Source organism: Leptospira andrefontaineae (genome assembly GCF_004770105.1).
GTDB classification, from domain to species: Bacteria; Spirochaetota; Leptospiria; order Leptospirales; family Leptospiraceae; genus Leptospira_B; species Leptospira_B andrefontaineae.
Genome location: NZ_RQEY01000012.1, coordinates 310,848 through 326,203, shown reverse-complemented (window position 1 = coordinate 326,203; position 15,356 = coordinate 310,848). Strand labels below are relative to the sequence as shown.

Genomic DNA, 15,356 nt, shown 5'->3' with positions numbered 1-15,356 from the left:
CCAACAACTAGATAAACAATTTTATCTTGTAAGCCTATGTCCCAAACCATAAGGTCATTTTGAAATTCGTTCTCAACACATGCAAGAGGAATATTTTTCGGATCTCTCTGACAGTATTTTGACAAATAAGGCCCTGAATCAGGTATGATCGAAGATAGATGTGGTCCACATTACAAGTTTTTCATTCTGAATCTTCCGACAGGGATTTATTGTCTCTGCCTGACGCGTTTTCTTGGAAGACTTGTATGCGCACTGTTCTTGTTTCAGATTCCAGGATCCATCCTCATCCGGAAAATCTTCCCGCTCATTGGGAAAGTAAATCCGGTTACGAAGCATATAGACTTCTTCTCGAAATTATCTCCGGTTTAAAATCTAAATTGTTCGGAGAGACGGAAGTTCTCTCTCAGTTCCGACAAAGATTCCAAGAATTACCTGATCTTGCTTTCGGAGAGTATCTGGCAAAACTCAGAGACAATCTGATCGAAGATTGTAGAACTCTTCGCTCCGGTTATTTGCAAAATCTGGGAGAACAATCTTATGGTGGTTTGGCGGATAAATATTTATCCGAAGCCTTAAACCCTCCTAAGGAGATTGTACTTTTTGGAACGGGTCAGCTTGCGGAAAAGATCCTACCTTGGCTTTCTCATTCTAATAGAAAGACAAAGATCGTAGGACGTAATCCAAATCGTTTGGAATTTTTATCTTCTGTTTCCGGTTCTTCTTCTCATTCGATGGAAGACTGGTCTCCAAATGGAGAGGCTTGGGTGATTGCAGCGCCTATGGATTGCTCTGCTTGGATGGATAAATTGGCTCCAGGAAATCTGATCCTGGATTTTAGAGAAGAGCCTTTGGAAGAATCTTGGCCTTCAGATATCGTATATATTTCCTTTGCAGAAATGCTTTCTTCCTTGAAGGAAACGGAAGAAAGAACTAGAAAAGTAAAGGAAGAATTAAAATCCGTTTTAGACGAGCTTTTAGAAGAAAGAGAATTGGAAGCTCATCAATTTGTATTCGGTTGGGATGACCTACCTTGTCCGACGTTTTAAGAATCGGTTCCCGAAAAAGTTCCCTCGCTAAATTACAGACCTGCCTCGTACAAGATCAATTGCGCAAATTGTATCCTGAGTTGGAGCTCCAACTTTTTTTCAAGGAAGCAAGTGGCGACCAAGATCTAACTACTCCGCTTTGGAAAATGGGAAGTAGAGGTGTATTTACCCAAGACTTAACCAAAGAACTTGTCGAGGGAAATGTAGATGTAGTCGTTCATTCCTTCAAAGATTTGGATCTGGAAGGTCATGAAGGTACTGAAATTTTGATGGTACTTCCTCGTGCCGACCAAAGAGATGTTTTACTTTTTAAGAGATCTTCTTATAAAAATCCTCCTAAAGAAATTAAGATCCATTCTTCTAGCCCAAGAAGAGAATATAATCTTTCTGCATTTCTTCCGAGTGCACTCCCCTCTCGTCTTCAAAATTTACCGATCAGTTTTCATCCTGTAAGAGGGAATGTACAAACTAGACTTCGTAAATGGAAATCCGATCCGGAAGTTTCAGGGATTGTGGTAGCAAAGGCTGCGCTGGATCGACTTCTTTCCGAAAATTTTTCTTTTTCTTCTAATGAGGAATATTCAGAAGTTAGAAAAGAAATTAGATCTGCTATCTTTAACGAACTTTTTATGGTTCTGCCTTTATCAAAAAATCCGAATGCACCTGCGCAAGGTGCACTTGCTGCAGAGTTCAGAAAAGGTGACGAGAAGACTAAAAAACTTTTACTTCCCCTTTCGGATCCAAAAGAAGAAGCCGCGGTTTTAGAAGAGAGAAAAATTCTCTCTTATTTCGGCGGGGGCTGTCATCAGAAGATCGGGGTTTCCGTGATCTTAGGAGGTCCTGCGGATTTTCTATTTGTTCGAGGAAAAACCGATTCAGGTTCTGAATTAGATGCTTTCGATCGTTGGAATGGAGAAGAATTGCCGTTACCTTCTTCCTTGGATCTTGTTTTTCCAAAACCAAGACAGGGTTTTAGAATGAAACGTTCTTCTGTGCAAGCTTCCGTCCCGAAAGAAAAATTTTGGTTTGTTTCTCGGGCAGATTCTTTGCCGAAAGACTGGGAATTGCCGGGACTTGATACGATCTTTATCGTAGCGGGTGCAAAAACTTGGGAGAAATTAGCATCCAGAGATGTTTGGGTGAATGGCTCTACTGACGGTTTGGGCGAAGAAGATGCAAAAGAAATTGTCAGTTTTTATGAATCTAATCCTGATTTTATCAAACTCACTCATGAAGAAAGCGATATCATCGAAGGTGTCTGGAGAAGATTCGTAACTTACAAAGTGGATTTTGATTCAGAGCAGCCCGATCTTTCGGAGTACTCGCATTTTTTCTGGATGAGTGCTTCTCAATTTGATCGAGCTTATAAAAAGAATCCGGAAATTGGATCTCGCATTCATTCTTGCGGGACCGGGGCCACATATAAATATATTAGAAAAACATTAGGTGATTCTGCGAAAATTTTCGCATTCCCTAACTTTGAATCTTGGGAAAGAGCCTGTAAGGGTGAAGTTCCGGATTTTGGTACAAAAAGAGGTGCTGTATGAGTTCCGAGAGTTTGTTGGGGTTGAGAAGAAATCGAATCAATGCCCCGCTTAGAAATTTGGTGTCTTCTGAGAGTTTGAATCCTAAAAAACTGGTTCAGCCTATATTCGTGGCAGAAAGTTTAAAAGCTCCCGAAAAAATGTCCTCTTTGCCTGGAGTGTTCCGTGATAGCCAAGACTCCATTTTATCTCAAATAGAATCTGATCTGAAAAATGGAGTGGAACATTTCCTTCTGTTTTTGGTCCCTGAAAAAAAGTCGGATGATTCTATCCCGAAATCATTTTATAAAAACGTAATTGGAAGTATTAAATCCAAATTCCCGGAAACTTTTCTCTGGGTGGATACCTGTCTTTGTTCTTTGACTACTCACGGTCATTGCGGACTTTTGGATCCTAAAGGTAGAATAGACAATATAAGTTCCGTCAAAAGACTTTCTGAGTTGGCTCTTTGTTATGCAGAGTCAGGTGCCGACGGAATCTCTCCTTCCGATATGATGGATGGAAGAATTAGAAGCCACAGAAATATTCTGGACTCTAACGGTTTTCAGCATGTTCCGATCATGAGTTATTCTACAAAATTCAAGAGCCATTTTTATGGTCCATTCAGAGAGGCCGCTGAGTCTGCTCCCGGTTATGGAGATCGTTCTTCTTACCAAATCGATGTGAGAAATAGAGAAGATTCTATCCTTTCTTCTATAAGAGACACGGAAGAAGGTGCTGATCTTCTGATGGTCAAGCCCGGTATAACTTCTATAGATCTTATCACGCCAATCAAAGAGCAAACTGGATTGCCTGTGGGCGCTTACCAAGTGAGCGGAGAATATGCATCTATTGCTATGCTTGCAGAAAATGGATTTTGTAAATTTGAAGATGCTCTCAAAGAAACCTGGCAAGTGTTCTCTAGAGCAGGTGCATCTTATCTGATTACTTATGCAGCAAGAAGAGGAAAGGAGATTTTAGGCTAATGTTTCCAAGTTCTAAGGAACTTTTTGAAAGAGCGAAAAAAGTAGCACCGGGTGGAGTACATTCTCCCGTTAGATCCTTTCGTTCCGTTGGAGGAGATCCTATATTCTTCCAATCCGGAAAAGGTGCAAAACTTACGGATGTTTCCGGAAAAGAATATATAGATTATTGTTTAAGCTTCGGCCCTTTGATCTTGGGCCATAGAGATGAGGATGTCCAAAAGATCGTAAACGAAACTGCAGAACTTGCTTGGAGTTTCGGAGCTGCAGAGCCTTATTCATTAGAACTTGCAGAATGGATCGTGTCCAAAATTCCTTGGGTAGAAAAGATCCGATTTGTAAATAGCGGAACTGAAGCCGTAATGAGTGCATTACGTGTGGCCAGAGCCGCGACTGGCAGAGATAAGATCCTTAAATTTGACGGATGTTATCATGGCCATTTGGACGCGCTGCTTGTAAAAGCGGGTTCCGGGCTTGCCGGAGAATCTTCTTCGGATAGTGCAGGGATCGGTTCAGAGTTGATCAAAAATACTTTGGTCCTTCCTTTGGACGATGAAAAAGCAGTTGAGGAACTTTTTGCAAAAGAAGGCAAGAACATTGCCGCATTGGTGATAGAACCTCTTCCTGCAAATTACGGTTTATTAATACAAAGAAAAGAATATTTATCTAAGATCGTCCAGATCGCAAGAAAACACGGAAGCCTTGTACTTTTCGATGAAGTGATCAGCGGATTTAGGGTCGGATTACAAGGAATGAGCGGAGAATTGGGGATCGCTCCTGATCTAGTGACTTACGGAAAGATCATTGGCGGAGGATTTCCAGTTGGTGCTTATGCTGGAAAAGCCGAATTATTAGATCTGGTTGCACCTCAAGGACCTGTGTACCAAGCAGGAACATTGAGCGCTAGTCCTTTTGGAATGAGAGCAGGTCTTGCTACATTGAAAAAATGTGAAAAAGAGAATGTGTGGAACGTTTTAGAAAACCGCACCAAATCTTTTGTTTCCGGAATGGTCTCAATTTTAAGAGAGAGGGATCTTGAGGGGGATTGGGATTCAAGTGTACATTCTTCCTTGTTTTGGTTTCATAAAAAATCACCCTCCCCTATTCGCACTGTAGATAAAATTCCGGCGGGCCATAAGGAAGGATTTGCAAAAGTTTTCCATGCGCTTCTTTCCGAAGGAATTTATCTGGCACCTTCCGGTTATGAGGTTGGCTTTTTAAGTTACGCTCATTCGGATAAAATACTTTCCGAAACTTTGGAGAAAGCGGATTCCGCATTAAGAAAATTGAAAGTATGAAGGTCTTCGATTCTAAAAAAATTGTTCTACCGGTGATCTGGGTTGTAACTACGGTTTCGCTCGGTGTCTGGTGGCTTTTTTTGGGGTTAAGGCAAAATAGAATGGCGACTGAACTTGCTTCTCGTCTCGGCTCTCAGATCGATATTGATTTTTTGGAAAAATTAGAAAGGCAAAGTTCCATGATCAAGATGGAAGGGACCTTTTTCCTATTCTTGTTAGTGAGCGGTGGTGCAACTTTAGTTTGGCTGACATTTAGGGAAGAAAAAAGGAATAAACTTATCCACGATTTTTTCTCTACTGTAACTCACGAAATGAAAACTCCTTTGGCAAGTCTTAGGCTGCAAGCAGAGAGCTTATTAGCAGAAGGTGTGGATGCAGGAAAAGACAAACTTCTCCATAGATTATTAAAAGACTCGGATCGTATAGAATCCCAGATGAACAAGGCAATATACCTAGCCAGTCTCATGAGATCGGAGGGATTATATCTAGAAGAGTTGGACCTCCGACACTGGGAAGAAAGTCTAAGAGAAGAATGGTCCGAGTTGGACATCCAAACAGATTGGAAAGAAACCAAAGTGTTAGCAGATAGAAGAGCACTCGAAAGTATTTTTAGAAATCTTTTAGAAAACTCCGTACAGCACGGAGGAGCTACAAAGGTTAAAATCCTTTCGGAGCCGATTTCAGGGAATAAGATCAAATTCAAATTTGAAGACAATGGAAAAGGTTTCTCCGGCAATTTTAACTTATTAGGAAGATTATTCTTAAGACATACAAGCACCAGTGGTACTGGAGTTGGATTATATATCGCTGAAAAACTGGCAGGAAGAATGGATGGGAACTTCTCCGTTCGAAATTCTGAGTCAGGCGGATTTTTGGCAGAGCTTATTCTTCCTTCTTATTCTCAAAGGAGAAGCGGAACATGAAAGCGAAATTATTATTAGTAGAAGATGATCGCTCCTTAGGTGAAACTTTAAAAGAACGTTTGGAAAAAGAAGGATATGAAATGGTCTGGACCGTTTCCGCTCAGTCTGCAAAAGTTTTAGCGGCTGAGTCCAAACCGGATCTTATACTTTTAGATGTTCGTTTGCCTGATGGTGACGGATTCGAACTGGCGGAAGAATTAAAATCCAGAAAAGATTGCCCTCCATTTTTATTTTTAACTGCACATTCGGGAGCGCCGGAACGTTTGAGAGGATTTGAACTAGGCGCAGAAGAATTTATACCTAAGCCATTTCACCTAAAGGAATTGCTGATCAGGGTAAAACACGTATTAGAATCTCATAAACATTCAATAAAACAGGCTAAATATTCTTACGAAGGTTATCTTTTGGATTTTTACGGATATTGTATCCATACACCGTCCAAAGAAGAGATCCATCTTTCCAAAAGAGACTGCGCTCTCTTAAACTTTTTGGTAGAAGAAAGAGGAAGAACAGTTAGTCGAGATGAGATCCTAGATCGCCTTTGGGGAGAGGAAAAATTCCCTACAAATAGAACTATAGATAATTCCATTGTTAGATTACGCCAAGCCTTTGGAGATAAGGGTGAGGATGCGATCCGTTCCGTAAGAGGAGTCGGCTATCAATGGATCGGAGACTTAAAAAATGTCTAATACTAGATTTCAAGCTGCACTTAAGTTAGAGGCCCAGGCCACTCCTCCAATTTGGATGATGCGCCAGGCAGGTCGATATCATTGGCATTACCAAAATTTAAGAAAAAAACATTCTTTCGAAGAACTATGTAAAGTCCCGGAGCTTGCTGCGGAAGTCGCTTTCGGTCCTGTGGATGATTTTGATTTTGATACTGCAATTTTATTTTCTGATATTCTTTTTCCTTTGGAAGCATTCGGAATGGGGTTACGTTTCGGAGATGAAGGCCCTAAACTTGGATGGCATCTTTCCACATTAGAAGATCTGAATAAGTTTTACCCTTTGGAACAAGCTGTAGAATTTATGGGCTTCCAAAAAGAAGCGGTGATCCGCACCAGAAAAAGGATCTCAAAGGATAAGTCCTTGATCGGATTTGTGGGAGGACCTTGGACTCTATTTTGTTATGCTACCCAAGGAAAACATGATGGAAATCTAATACTTCCTAAGGTTTCTGCGGAGCTGAGAGAAGGTTTTTACGAAAAGATACTGGCTTTATTAAAAGAGAACATACGCTTACAATTAGAAGGTGGCGCCGAGATCGTAATGATCTTTGATACTGCCGCTGGAGATGCATCTCCTGTGTTCTTCCAAGAGGCAATACTGCCTACCATCAAATTTTTGGTCGAGGCATTCCCTGGCAAAATCGGCTATTATGCCAAAAATTTGGCCCCTGCTTCTTTACAGTCATTGAGAGAAGTCCCTGGTTTGACTGGATTCGGAATGGATCATAGAACAGACATCGTTGGCTTTTTGGGAAATGGATCTCATTTTGTGCAGGGAAATTTTGATCAGGCGTTATTGTTCATGGAGCCCGGGGAGTTTAAGAAATATTTAAATCGTTGGATCAGGCCGTTTTTGGATCTGGTCCCGGAAAAAAGAGCAGGATGGGTTTGCGGTTTAGGACATGGGGTCCTGCCAAAAACCCCGGAAGCGAATATTAGAACTTTCGTAAGTACGATACGTGAGGCTTTCGTATGAGTTCCAAATCCGATCTAATCAGAAAATACGATGTTCCAGCGCCTAGGTATACTAGTTATCCGACTGTTCCTTATTGGGAAGATAATCCTACTAGAGAAGAATGGATAGATGCGCTTCGCAGAAGGCTGGTTCCGGACGATTCTTCCGTAGCATTATACCTTCATATTCCGTTTTGTGAGACTCTCTGTTCTTTTTGCGGATGTAATACTTCTATCACTAAAAACCATTCTGTAGAAGATCCTTATGTGGAAACGGTTCTGCAAGAATTCAGAAAATACCAAGAAGAACTTCCTGAACTGACTAAACGTGAACTAAGAGAATTACATTTAGGCGGTGGTTCCCCTACTTATCTTTCCGAGGCCAATTTGGAAAGTTTATTAAAACCAATTTTAGATTCTTGGAATGTATCCGATTCTCCTGAATTTTCTTTGGAAGTAGATCCAAGAAGAACTAGACTTTCTCAGTTAGAAGTTCTGGCAAAATATGGATTTAGAAGAATCAGTTTGGGAGTCCAGGACTTCGATCCGGAAGTGCAAAGATTGGTAAATCGTATCCAACCTTATGAACTAACTGCAGCAATCACACAAGGTTCTCGTAAATTGGGTTATCATTCCGTAAATTTCGATCTGATCTATGGACTTCCTAAACAAACCAAAGAAAGTATGAAGGAAACGATCCGAAAAACTTTGGAACTTAGGCCGGATCGTATCGCATTCTACAGTTACGCCCATGTCCCTTGGATCAAGGCTGCACAAAGATTATTCACAGAAGATGATCTTCCAAAGGGAGAAGAGAAAAGGGAACTCTACGAGATAGGAAGAGAACTTTTCCTAAGCGCAGGATATAAAGAAATCGGAATGGACCATTTTGCATTAGAGTCTGATTCCTTATACACCGCTTATCAAAATGGGAATCTTCATCGAAATTTTATGGGTTATACCACCAAGTCCACCGACCTACTTTTAGGTTTAGGTGTGTCTGCAATTTCGGATAGTTGGGATTGTTTTTATCAGAACGAAAAGATCCTAAAGAAATACCAAAGAAGAATTTCAGAAAACGGACAGGCAATACTCAGGGGACATAAATTGAATTCCGAAGATTTGGTCCAAAGAGAACTCATTCTAAAACTTTCTACTTTAGGGAAAGTAGAGGTTCCGGATCCGATTTTTGAAGAGGTTCGCCTCTATTTGGCCAGTATGGAAGACGATAATTTAATAGAGTGGAAAGGAAAAACCCTTGTTTTAACTGCCCTGGGGAAACCTTTCTTAAGGAATGCATGCACAGGTTTGGACATGCGTTTGAGAAGAAAAAGTCCTGAAACCAAGGTATTTTCTCAGTCTATTTGACTCTCTTTCTGAAATATTCGGGTCCAATAACTGTTTCTTCCCTTAGAAAGGATCTATTTGGAAATTAATTTCTTTTCGTCCAATACTTTGGGGACTTTAGTGGCATAACACTTTTTCGTTTTGAAATGTTATCTTTGCATTTAAGAAAAATAATACCGATCCTATTGATCGTTTTTGCTCCTGTGGGGATCTTTCCCGTTACTATTCTATTGAGAGAAGGTGGAAAAGTAAAAGGAGATATAATCACTCAAAATCAGCATTCTGTTCTTCTTCAAACTGAATCAGGAAAACGTAAAGTAGATAAAGACCTGATCCTCAAAATCCTTTTCCAAGACATAAACGACGACGAAGAGGAGAAGATCCGTAAAGAGGAAGAAGACAAACTTGCTGCGGACAAAAAAGAATTAGAAGATAAAGAAGCAGCCCAAAGACAATTAGAAGAAGATAAACAAAAAGAAGAAGATCTAAAAAAACAAGCAGCAGCCGAAGAAGAGGCTCGCCGGCTAGAAGAACTTCGTAAGCAGGAAGCAAAACGTCCTCTAAATGCGCTCTGGAGATCCGCGGCTATACCTGGTTGGGGACAATATTATACTGATAGAAAGTTCCAATCACTTCTTTACCCTACCCTAATCGCTATGACTGCATTTGTAGCTTATGATAAATTTAGAGTCTATAGAACTTCCGTAAAAGAATACGGGGATCTGGGAAATCCATATACAAGAGAAAGTCTTACACTTGCCGCACTAGGCCAAGCGCAGGCGGCAGTTAATCCTTCTCTATCTCCAATTGATGCTTATTTAGCAAATCAATCCAGTCAGGTTCAGTTAAAAAGAGACGAAGCAGACAAAAACTTCAGAGAATACCAGGGCGCCTTATATGTATTAGGTGGAATTTATCTCTTGAACTTAATTGATTCATATATTTTTGCAAATTCCGTCAAATCGGTAGTCCAGTTTTCAGATGGTCAAAGCAAAGGAATGGTGATATCCGCAATGCCATCCAGTGTTGGAACTGGAAGCGGATTTTCCAGTAACGGAACCTTCTCCGGAATGGAAACGAAATATACCATGGGTTACAGATTCGATTTCTGAACCTGATAAAAACTTTTCTTCCTTTTGAAAGAAAATCTAGGATTTAATTGCCAATAGTTTCCATTCCATTACTTTGTATCCGTGGCGAAATGGGTTCCGGATCATATAGTAATAGGCGCAGGCTTTACCGGCCTTCTGCATGCATTCCTTTCTATTGAGAAGGGTGAGTCCGTATTAGTACTGGAAAAAAAAGAAAGTTCGGGCGGCCTTATCCGTTCCGTACGAACGGAATACGGGATCGTAGAAAGGGCAGCCAACGGGATCTTAAATTGTTGGGAATTAGAAAGCCTCGCGTCTCGTTTGGGATTAGATATACTACTCTCAAATCCGGCATCTAGAAAACGTTATATATTCTCGGACGGTAAAATGAGAAGAATGCCTCTTTCCGTTTTCGAAATAATCTCTCTTGCATTTTCAGTATTGACTGTGCCTGCGAAACCTCTTTCTGGCGAATCCATCTACCAATGGGGTAAAAGAGTATTGGGTGAAAAAACGCTTAGCAAAGTATTGGAGCCTGCGTTAGGCGGAATTTATGCAGGCGATCTGGATACAATGTCGGCCGAACTTGTTCTCGGAAAATTTTTACCCGAGCAAGCTCCTCTTTGGAAAAATATTCTTCATCTTAGGGAATCCAAAAAAGGAAAACCTAAACTTCTTCCGGGAAGAAAAGGGACCGTAAGTTTTAGAGGTGGTATCGGGACTTTGCTCGGAGCCTTGGAAGCTAGAGTTTCTTCTCAAGGGAAGATCAAGTATAATCAGGATATTTCTAGCTTAAAAGAATTGAGAGCCACTTATCCTAAGTCCAAAATCACGATCGCTACGAATCTTGGAACCGCGTTAAAACTTCTGAGATCAGAATATAAAGAATTCAAAGCCTACCAAGGGATGTTGGATACCTTACCTATAGTAAGTGTAACTCGTTTCGGAAAAGATTCTATCTTGGATGGGAAAAAAGGATTCGGAGTATTATTCCCTAAGGATCATAAAAGTTTTTCTTCTGAATTAGGAATTAGATCGAGAGGGATCTTGTTTAACGATTTTATATTTTCCGGTAGGACCTCCGACGGAATACATTCAGAAACTTTTATTATGGGTGGCGCGGGCGACAGGGAAATTTCCTCTAAAACCGATGAGGAAATTATCTCCGTGGTAGAAGAAGATCGCAAAAAACTGTTTCCCGAAAGCGGTGTTCCTTTAAATCATTATGTGACAGTTTGGAAGGATGCACTTCCTGTGTACGGACCTCAGCTTTATGCATTCAATCGGGATTTGGATAGAGTTCTCCCTCCTGAGATCAGAGTAGAAGGGAATTTCAGGAACGGGATCGGTTTAAAGTCCATCCTAGAAAGGGCATTCTACTTGTATAATCCGGATCTTTCCGCCTGATCAAGCGGAGAATTTCTTCATTAAAATTCCTTTAAGTTCTTCTAGATCTTTTTTGATCCAGTTGGAATCCTCTTCGAATTTTTCAGCAGTCATTCCTTCCGTTTGGAATAACGTAAAGATCAGCTCACTCCCCTCTCCATTCTCTATAATCCTGAGAGGGTTATAAGAAATATTCTCAGGGTTGAATATTACATAATGATCTAAGATACCGTACGGGTTTTTGTCCGTAAATTTAGCAGTCAATTTACCCATGGGTGAATCGATAGACCATTCTCCGTTTTCTAAGGGAGAAATGGATTTGCATAAGCCTGAAGCCCATTCCGGAAAATTTTTAGGTTCGGAAAGGTATTCGTAAGCTGTTTTTTGAGCAACAGGGATAGTGACGCTGATATGTTTTGTGTTTTTTGTCTTAGGCATTGTTTATTTTGTGAATTGATCGATCTTTTTCTGGATACTGATCTTGGCCTGAGAAGTTTTTGCGAGTGAAAGCGCTTTGCGAAAATGCGACTCCGACTTAGATCTATCCATATCTAAATACAATTCTCCTAAAAGAGCAAAGTAAAAATGATTTTCTTTCAGATCTAATTTTTCCGCTTCTATAATTGCTTCTTCTTTTCCGTTTGCCTTAGAAAGAGCGTATGTTCTATTCAAAGCAGCAATTGGAGAATATTGTATTTGAAGTAGACGATTGTATAATTGCAAAATATTTTCCCATTTTTCTTTCGTATCTTCCTTTTGGGTATGCCAATAAGCAATTCCTGCTTCCAGATGATACTTTGTAAGTTTGGTCCCACTCGCCGCCTTGGTCAGAAAAATTTCACCCTTGGCGATCAGATCGTAATTCCAAAGATTTATATCCTGATCTTGGTAAAGGATCTGTTCTCCATTTTCGTCTTGCCTTGCATCGAATCTAGACGTATGAAAACACATCAATGATAGAAGTGCATAGACTTGCGGTTTATTGGTGATCTGGTTTTCTACAAGCATACTACAAAGACGGATCGCTTCTAAACAAAGATCTTTTCGTAAAGTTTGATTTTGGCTGATCGAGTGATATCCCTCGTTAAATAATAGATAGATCGTAGAGAGTACGGAATCCAATCGATCTTCTAATTCTCCCGGTTCCGGATATTGGATGGGGATCTTTTCTTCTCTTAATTTTTCTTTCGCTCTGAATAATCGCTTATTGATCGTTTCTTTATTTGTTAAGAAGGCATCGGCTATCTCTTCTATCCCGAATCCGCATAAGATCCGGAGAGAAAGTCCAACTTGAGATTCTTGAGAAATGGAAGGATGGCATACCGCAAACATCATTCCGAGTTGGCTATCGTAGATATTCTCCGGTGAAAGATCTATTTCCGATTCCGAAGGCTCTGGTTGTGATTTGGTAAGTTCGGGAAGGATTTTGTTTTGAAAGACTGAATTTCTTTGCAGATAATTTTTGGCCTTATTTTTTGCCACTGCGTAAAGCCAGGCTGTCGGGTTTTCCGGATTTCCTTTGATTCCCCAGGCCTCAGTCGCGGTTAGAAAAGTCTCGCTTGCGATCTCTTCGGCGATTTCCAATCTTTCGAAACCTATATGTTTGCAAAGAACGGAGACAATTTTAGTATATTCATTTCTGAATAAATGGGGTAATATCTCCGAGTTTTGCATAAATTTGTACGCTTCGTATGTGTCGGTTAACGTGTATTGTCTGCGCCCATAATTTTTCTGACTTCTACACTATTTCCTGGCCCATTTAGAATAGGACATCCTTTGGCAATACTGGCTGCCTCTTCGAAATTTTCGGCCTTGATCGTGATAAAACCTGCTATGGATTCTTTCGTTTCTGCAAATGGTCCGTCAGTGATAATTTGTCCGGATTTGATCACTTTACCTTCGGTAGATAGTCCTGTTCCGCCCACGAATTTGTTTTGAGCGGCAATTCCTCCCACCCAGTCCTGGTACATTTTCATATACACTTGCATTTGTTCCGGAGAAGGTTGCGCTTCCTTTGTGATCAGATCTAGTCGCATTAAGATTAAATATTCGTCCATATTTTTCTCCTATAGAAGATGATTTTATCTCTAGATCAATTGAGTTTTAGGAAATTGGACAGGGAGTTAGAGAAAATTTAGATCCTATTTCTTTTTAGATCCGGATTTAAACGGATTTATGACCTGCAAACCTTCCAGTTTTTGGCCCGTTTGTTTTCGTCTTCTCCAAATTGATATATTAAGATACTCGCATCTAAAAATATCTTAACGCTCATTCATCTGATCTCTGGAATATTTTTCTTTAATCCGGATATGAGAGTATTTGTTGATATATTTTTTATAATCCAAGGACTCACGATTATCGTTAGAGAACGTGGTAAGCCACTCTACAAAAAGTTCATTCAGCGATTTGTTTAAATCGATCGCTTTTACCCTGGCTTTTTGGATCAGGTTTTCGCCTATCCTGAAGGTGACATTTTTTATATTCTAAATTTGCACGATTTCTGTGCAAATGCCAAGATTTATTTTAAAAATCTTTCTTTTCTTAATGCGGCAAAGATATTTCTGCTTGGTATATTTCTAAAACTTTCTTTAAAAAGTTATGTAAATCCGTGTTTTGAATGTCTTGAATTGCGAGAAGCTTTGATATTTTTGAAAGATTCTTTTTTACAGAAAAACCAAACTGACTTTCGACACTTTTCAATGGATCGATTTCAGTAATTTCTGAAGAAATTTGAGATTTAAAAATTTCTCTATAGATTTGAAGTGGGATATAATTTTCAATTGAGTATCTTTCTAATCTGTGGACGTAGATATTTCTGTCTTCACATTCTTTAATAAATTTATCTCGAATTTTTTTGCTACCAGGGTCAAGATCTATAATGGCACATATTTTAACGGCGGATCCTTGGAGGGCCGAAAAATCGAAGTGAAGCATGTTGTCTCCTCCTATGGGGAGACATTTGATATTTTTGCCTATCGCGTCAGGTATATTGAATAATAATGATTCGATAATGGGCCTGTCGTTAGGGCCTTCTACTAGGATTAGCATATCTGTATGAATATTGTCCGAAAGTTCATATCCTAATTCGTATAAGGCCTCTGCTTTACTTGTAGAATCGATAATTTCTATTTTCTTTGCATCGTATTTCGTTAAAAGGATCTTATCCACGAATAAGGGGTTTAAAAAAACGCCTGAATGAGTTGTGATGATGAATTGCTTATTAGTCGATTGGCGAAAATATTTTAGAAGATTTTTCTGAACGCCGGAATTTAAATGATTCTCAGGCTCTTCAATTAATACCAATTGTGTGCTTGGCTCAAGGGTGAAAGTAAGTATACAAAGAATGTCTTGAAGGCCTAATCCGAAATTTTCTGCAGCTTTATAATTTCCGTCCCTTTTGAAGAATAATTTGATTACATTTCTTTCACTGATGCTGACTTCGAATTCAAAACCTTCTGTTATTTCTTGGAAGTTTTTTCGAATACTTTGATAATAAGCACTATCTTCAGGGTCATTCGCAGAATTTTTTAATTTAAATAATATGTTTAGGATGTTCTGAGCATTTCCCGTTCTATCAATTTCGTATAAATTTAGTGGGGATTCTGTGGGAGAATTTCTTTTTGCAGGAATTAAGATAGATTTGGGCATTGTGAAGATTTCACGTTGAATAATTTGACTTAAGGGTTCTATCGAGGGATCGAAGATGAATATTTCATCAGGATTCCTTTCCCCTAATTGTGTAATTAGGGAAAATAGCTGTGTTTGTAGCTTTTCGTTTGAAATGAAGCTGGTTTGACTAAAGAATTTTTTTAATTCGAAATCGAAATTCTTTACCGGAACTACTTCTGTTTCCTGGAATTTCTTTCGAATTATTGCGGAGATTTTTTCCAGAAAACGAATGTCGCAGCTTGCAAGGATTGCGGCTTTTTCATGAGACCGTAAGATATTTAATAATGTGCTTTTTCCACTATTATTCTTTCCAGTGATAATGTTTAAACGTCCTATCCCATTGATAGAATAGTTTTGCAAAAGCTCTTCGCTTGTAATGAATAAGTTTTCTATCATTGTTGAGATTCC

The 15,356-nt window shown here is 39.6% G+C and carries 14 protein-coding genes; 10 read left to right on the top strand and 4 right to left on the bottom strand.

Going from position 1 to position 15,356, the window contains the following annotated elements:
* Positions 1 to 158: 158 nt before the first annotated feature.
* The 10 genes from EHO65_RS08455 to hemG all read left to right on the top strand — a co-directional run bounded on the left by EHO65_RS08455 (position 159) and on the right by hemG (position 11,300).
* Positions 159 to 1,046, top strand: coding sequence for a glutamyl-tRNA reductase (locus EHO65_RS08455; RefSeq protein ID WP_135773679.1), 888 nt, complete (start codon positions 159 to 161; stop codon positions 1,044 to 1,046).
* Positions 1,031 to 2,593, top strand: a complete 1,563-nt coding sequence (locus EHO65_RS08450; RefSeq protein ID WP_135773678.1) for a hydroxymethylbilane synthase — start codon at positions 1,031 to 1,033, stop codon at positions 2,591 to 2,593. The genes EHO65_RS08455 and EHO65_RS08450 overlap by 16 nt, the downstream gene beginning before the upstream one ends.
* Entirely contained in the window at positions 2,590 to 3,555 is a 966-nt protein-coding gene (hemB, locus tag EHO65_RS08445) for a porphobilinogen synthase (protein WP_135773677.1), read from the top strand. Before EHO65_RS08450 ends, hemB begins: the two co-directional genes overlap by 4 nt.
* Positions 3,555 to 4,850, top strand: coding sequence for a glutamate-1-semialdehyde 2,1-aminomutase (gene hemL / locus EHO65_RS08440; protein ID WP_135773676.1), 1,296 nt, complete (start codon positions 3,555 to 3,557; stop codon positions 4,848 to 4,850). Before hemB ends, hemL begins: the two co-directional genes overlap by 1 nt.
* Positions 4,847 to 5,773, top strand: coding sequence for a sensor histidine kinase (locus EHO65_RS08435; RefSeq protein WP_135773675.1), 927 nt, complete (start codon positions 4,847 to 4,849; stop codon positions 5,771 to 5,773). Before hemL ends, EHO65_RS08435 begins: the two co-directional genes overlap by 4 nt.
* Positions 5,770 to 6,462 carry a response regulator transcription factor gene (locus EHO65_RS08430; RefSeq protein ID WP_135773674.1) on the top strand — a complete coding sequence of 231 codons (693 nt, stop codon included), beginning with the start codon at positions 5,770 to 5,772 and terminating at the stop codon, positions 6,460 to 6,462. The genes EHO65_RS08435 and EHO65_RS08430 overlap by 4 nt, the downstream gene beginning before the upstream one ends.
* Positions 6,455 to 7,477: a uroporphyrinogen decarboxylase family protein gene (locus EHO65_RS08425; protein WP_135773673.1), complete on the top strand. Its 1,023-nt coding sequence runs from the start codon at positions 6,455 to 6,457 to the stop codon at positions 7,475 to 7,477. The genes EHO65_RS08430 and EHO65_RS08425 overlap by 8 nt, the downstream gene beginning before the upstream one ends.
* Positions 7,474 to 8,823: an oxygen-independent coproporphyrinogen III oxidase gene (hemN, locus tag EHO65_RS08420; protein ID WP_135773672.1), complete on the top strand. Its 1,350-nt coding sequence runs from the start codon at positions 7,474 to 7,476 to the stop codon at positions 8,821 to 8,823. Before EHO65_RS08425 ends, hemN begins: the two co-directional genes overlap by 4 nt.
* Before the next feature lie 125 nt (positions 8,824 to 8,948).
* Positions 8,949 to 9,914: an LA_0442/LA_0875 N-terminal domain-containing protein gene (locus EHO65_RS08415; RefSeq protein ID WP_135773671.1), complete on the top strand. Its 966-nt coding sequence runs from the start codon at positions 8,949 to 8,951 to the stop codon at positions 9,912 to 9,914.
* Between the two features lie 81 nt (positions 9,915 to 9,995).
* Positions 9,996 to 11,300, top strand: a complete 1,305-nt coding sequence (gene hemG / locus EHO65_RS08410) for a protoporphyrinogen oxidase (protein ID WP_135773670.1) — start codon at positions 9,996 to 9,998, stop codon at positions 11,298 to 11,300.
* Here the strand turns inward: hemG and EHO65_RS08405 are convergent, their stop codons facing one another.
* The 4 genes from EHO65_RS08405 to EHO65_RS08385 form a co-directional block, all read right to left on the bottom strand.
* The gene (locus EHO65_RS08405; RefSeq protein WP_135773669.1) at positions 11,301 to 11,717 is read right to left on the bottom strand and encodes an SRPBCC family protein; all 417 of its coding nucleotides are present in this window, start codon (positions 11,715 to 11,717) and stop codon (positions 11,301 to 11,303) included. It lies immediately after the preceding gene.
* Between the two features lie 3 nt (positions 11,718 to 11,720).
* Positions 11,721 to 12,953, bottom strand: coding sequence for an RNA polymerase sigma factor (locus EHO65_RS08400; RefSeq protein WP_135773668.1), 1,233 nt, complete (start codon positions 12,951 to 12,953; stop codon positions 11,721 to 11,723).
* 26 nt (positions 12,954 to 12,979) lie between these two features.
* Positions 12,980 to 13,336: a YciI family protein gene (locus EHO65_RS08395; RefSeq protein WP_135773667.1), complete on the bottom strand. Its 357-nt coding sequence runs from the start codon at positions 13,334 to 13,336 to the stop codon at positions 12,980 to 12,982.
* Between the two features lie 484 nt (positions 13,337 to 13,820).
* Positions 13,821 to 15,344, bottom strand: coding sequence for an AAA family ATPase (locus tag EHO65_RS08385; RefSeq protein WP_135773666.1), 1,524 nt, complete (start codon positions 15,342 to 15,344; stop codon positions 13,821 to 13,823).
* Between the last annotated feature and the right edge of the window lie 12 nt (positions 15,345 to 15,356).

Coding starts and splice junctions, on each gene's coding strand:
- EHO65_RS08405 (WP_135773669.1), bottom strand. CDS start 11,717: ATGCCTAAGACAAAAAACACAAAACATATCAGCGTCACTATCCCTGTT.
- EHO65_RS08430 (WP_135773674.1), top strand. CDS start 5,770: ATGAAAGCGAAATTATTATTAGTAGAAGATGATCGCTCCTTAGGTGAA.
- EHO65_RS08385 (WP_135773666.1), bottom strand. CDS start 15,344: ATGATAGAAAACTTATTCATTACAAGCGAAGAGCTTTTGCAAAACTAT.
- EHO65_RS08435 (WP_135773675.1), top strand. CDS start 4,847: ATGAAGGTCTTCGATTCTAAAAAAATTGTTCTACCGGTGATCTGGGTT.
- EHO65_RS08425 (WP_135773673.1), top strand. CDS start 6,455: ATGTCTAATACTAGATTTCAAGCTGCACTTAAGTTAGAGGCCCAGGCC.
- EHO65_RS08455 (WP_135773679.1), top strand. CDS start 159: ATGTGGTCCACATTACAAGTTTTTCATTCTGAATCTTCCGACAGGGAT.
- hemB (WP_135773677.1), top strand. CDS start 2,590: ATGAGTTCCGAGAGTTTGTTGGGGTTGAGAAGAAATCGAATCAATGCC.
- EHO65_RS08415 (WP_135773671.1), top strand. CDS start 8,949: ATGTTATCTTTGCATTTAAGAAAAATAATACCGATCCTATTGATCGTT.
- hemN (WP_135773672.1), top strand. CDS start 7,474: ATGAGTTCCAAATCCGATCTAATCAGAAAATACGATGTTCCAGCGCCT.
- hemL (WP_135773676.1), top strand. CDS start 3,555: ATGTTTCCAAGTTCTAAGGAACTTTTTGAAAGAGCGAAAAAAGTAGCA.
- EHO65_RS08395 (WP_135773667.1), bottom strand. CDS start 13,336: ATGGACGAATATTTAATCTTAATGCGACTAGATCTGATCACAAAGGAA.
- EHO65_RS08400 (WP_135773668.1), bottom strand. CDS start 12,953: ATGCAAAACTCGGAGATATTACCCCATTTATTCAGAAATGAATATACT.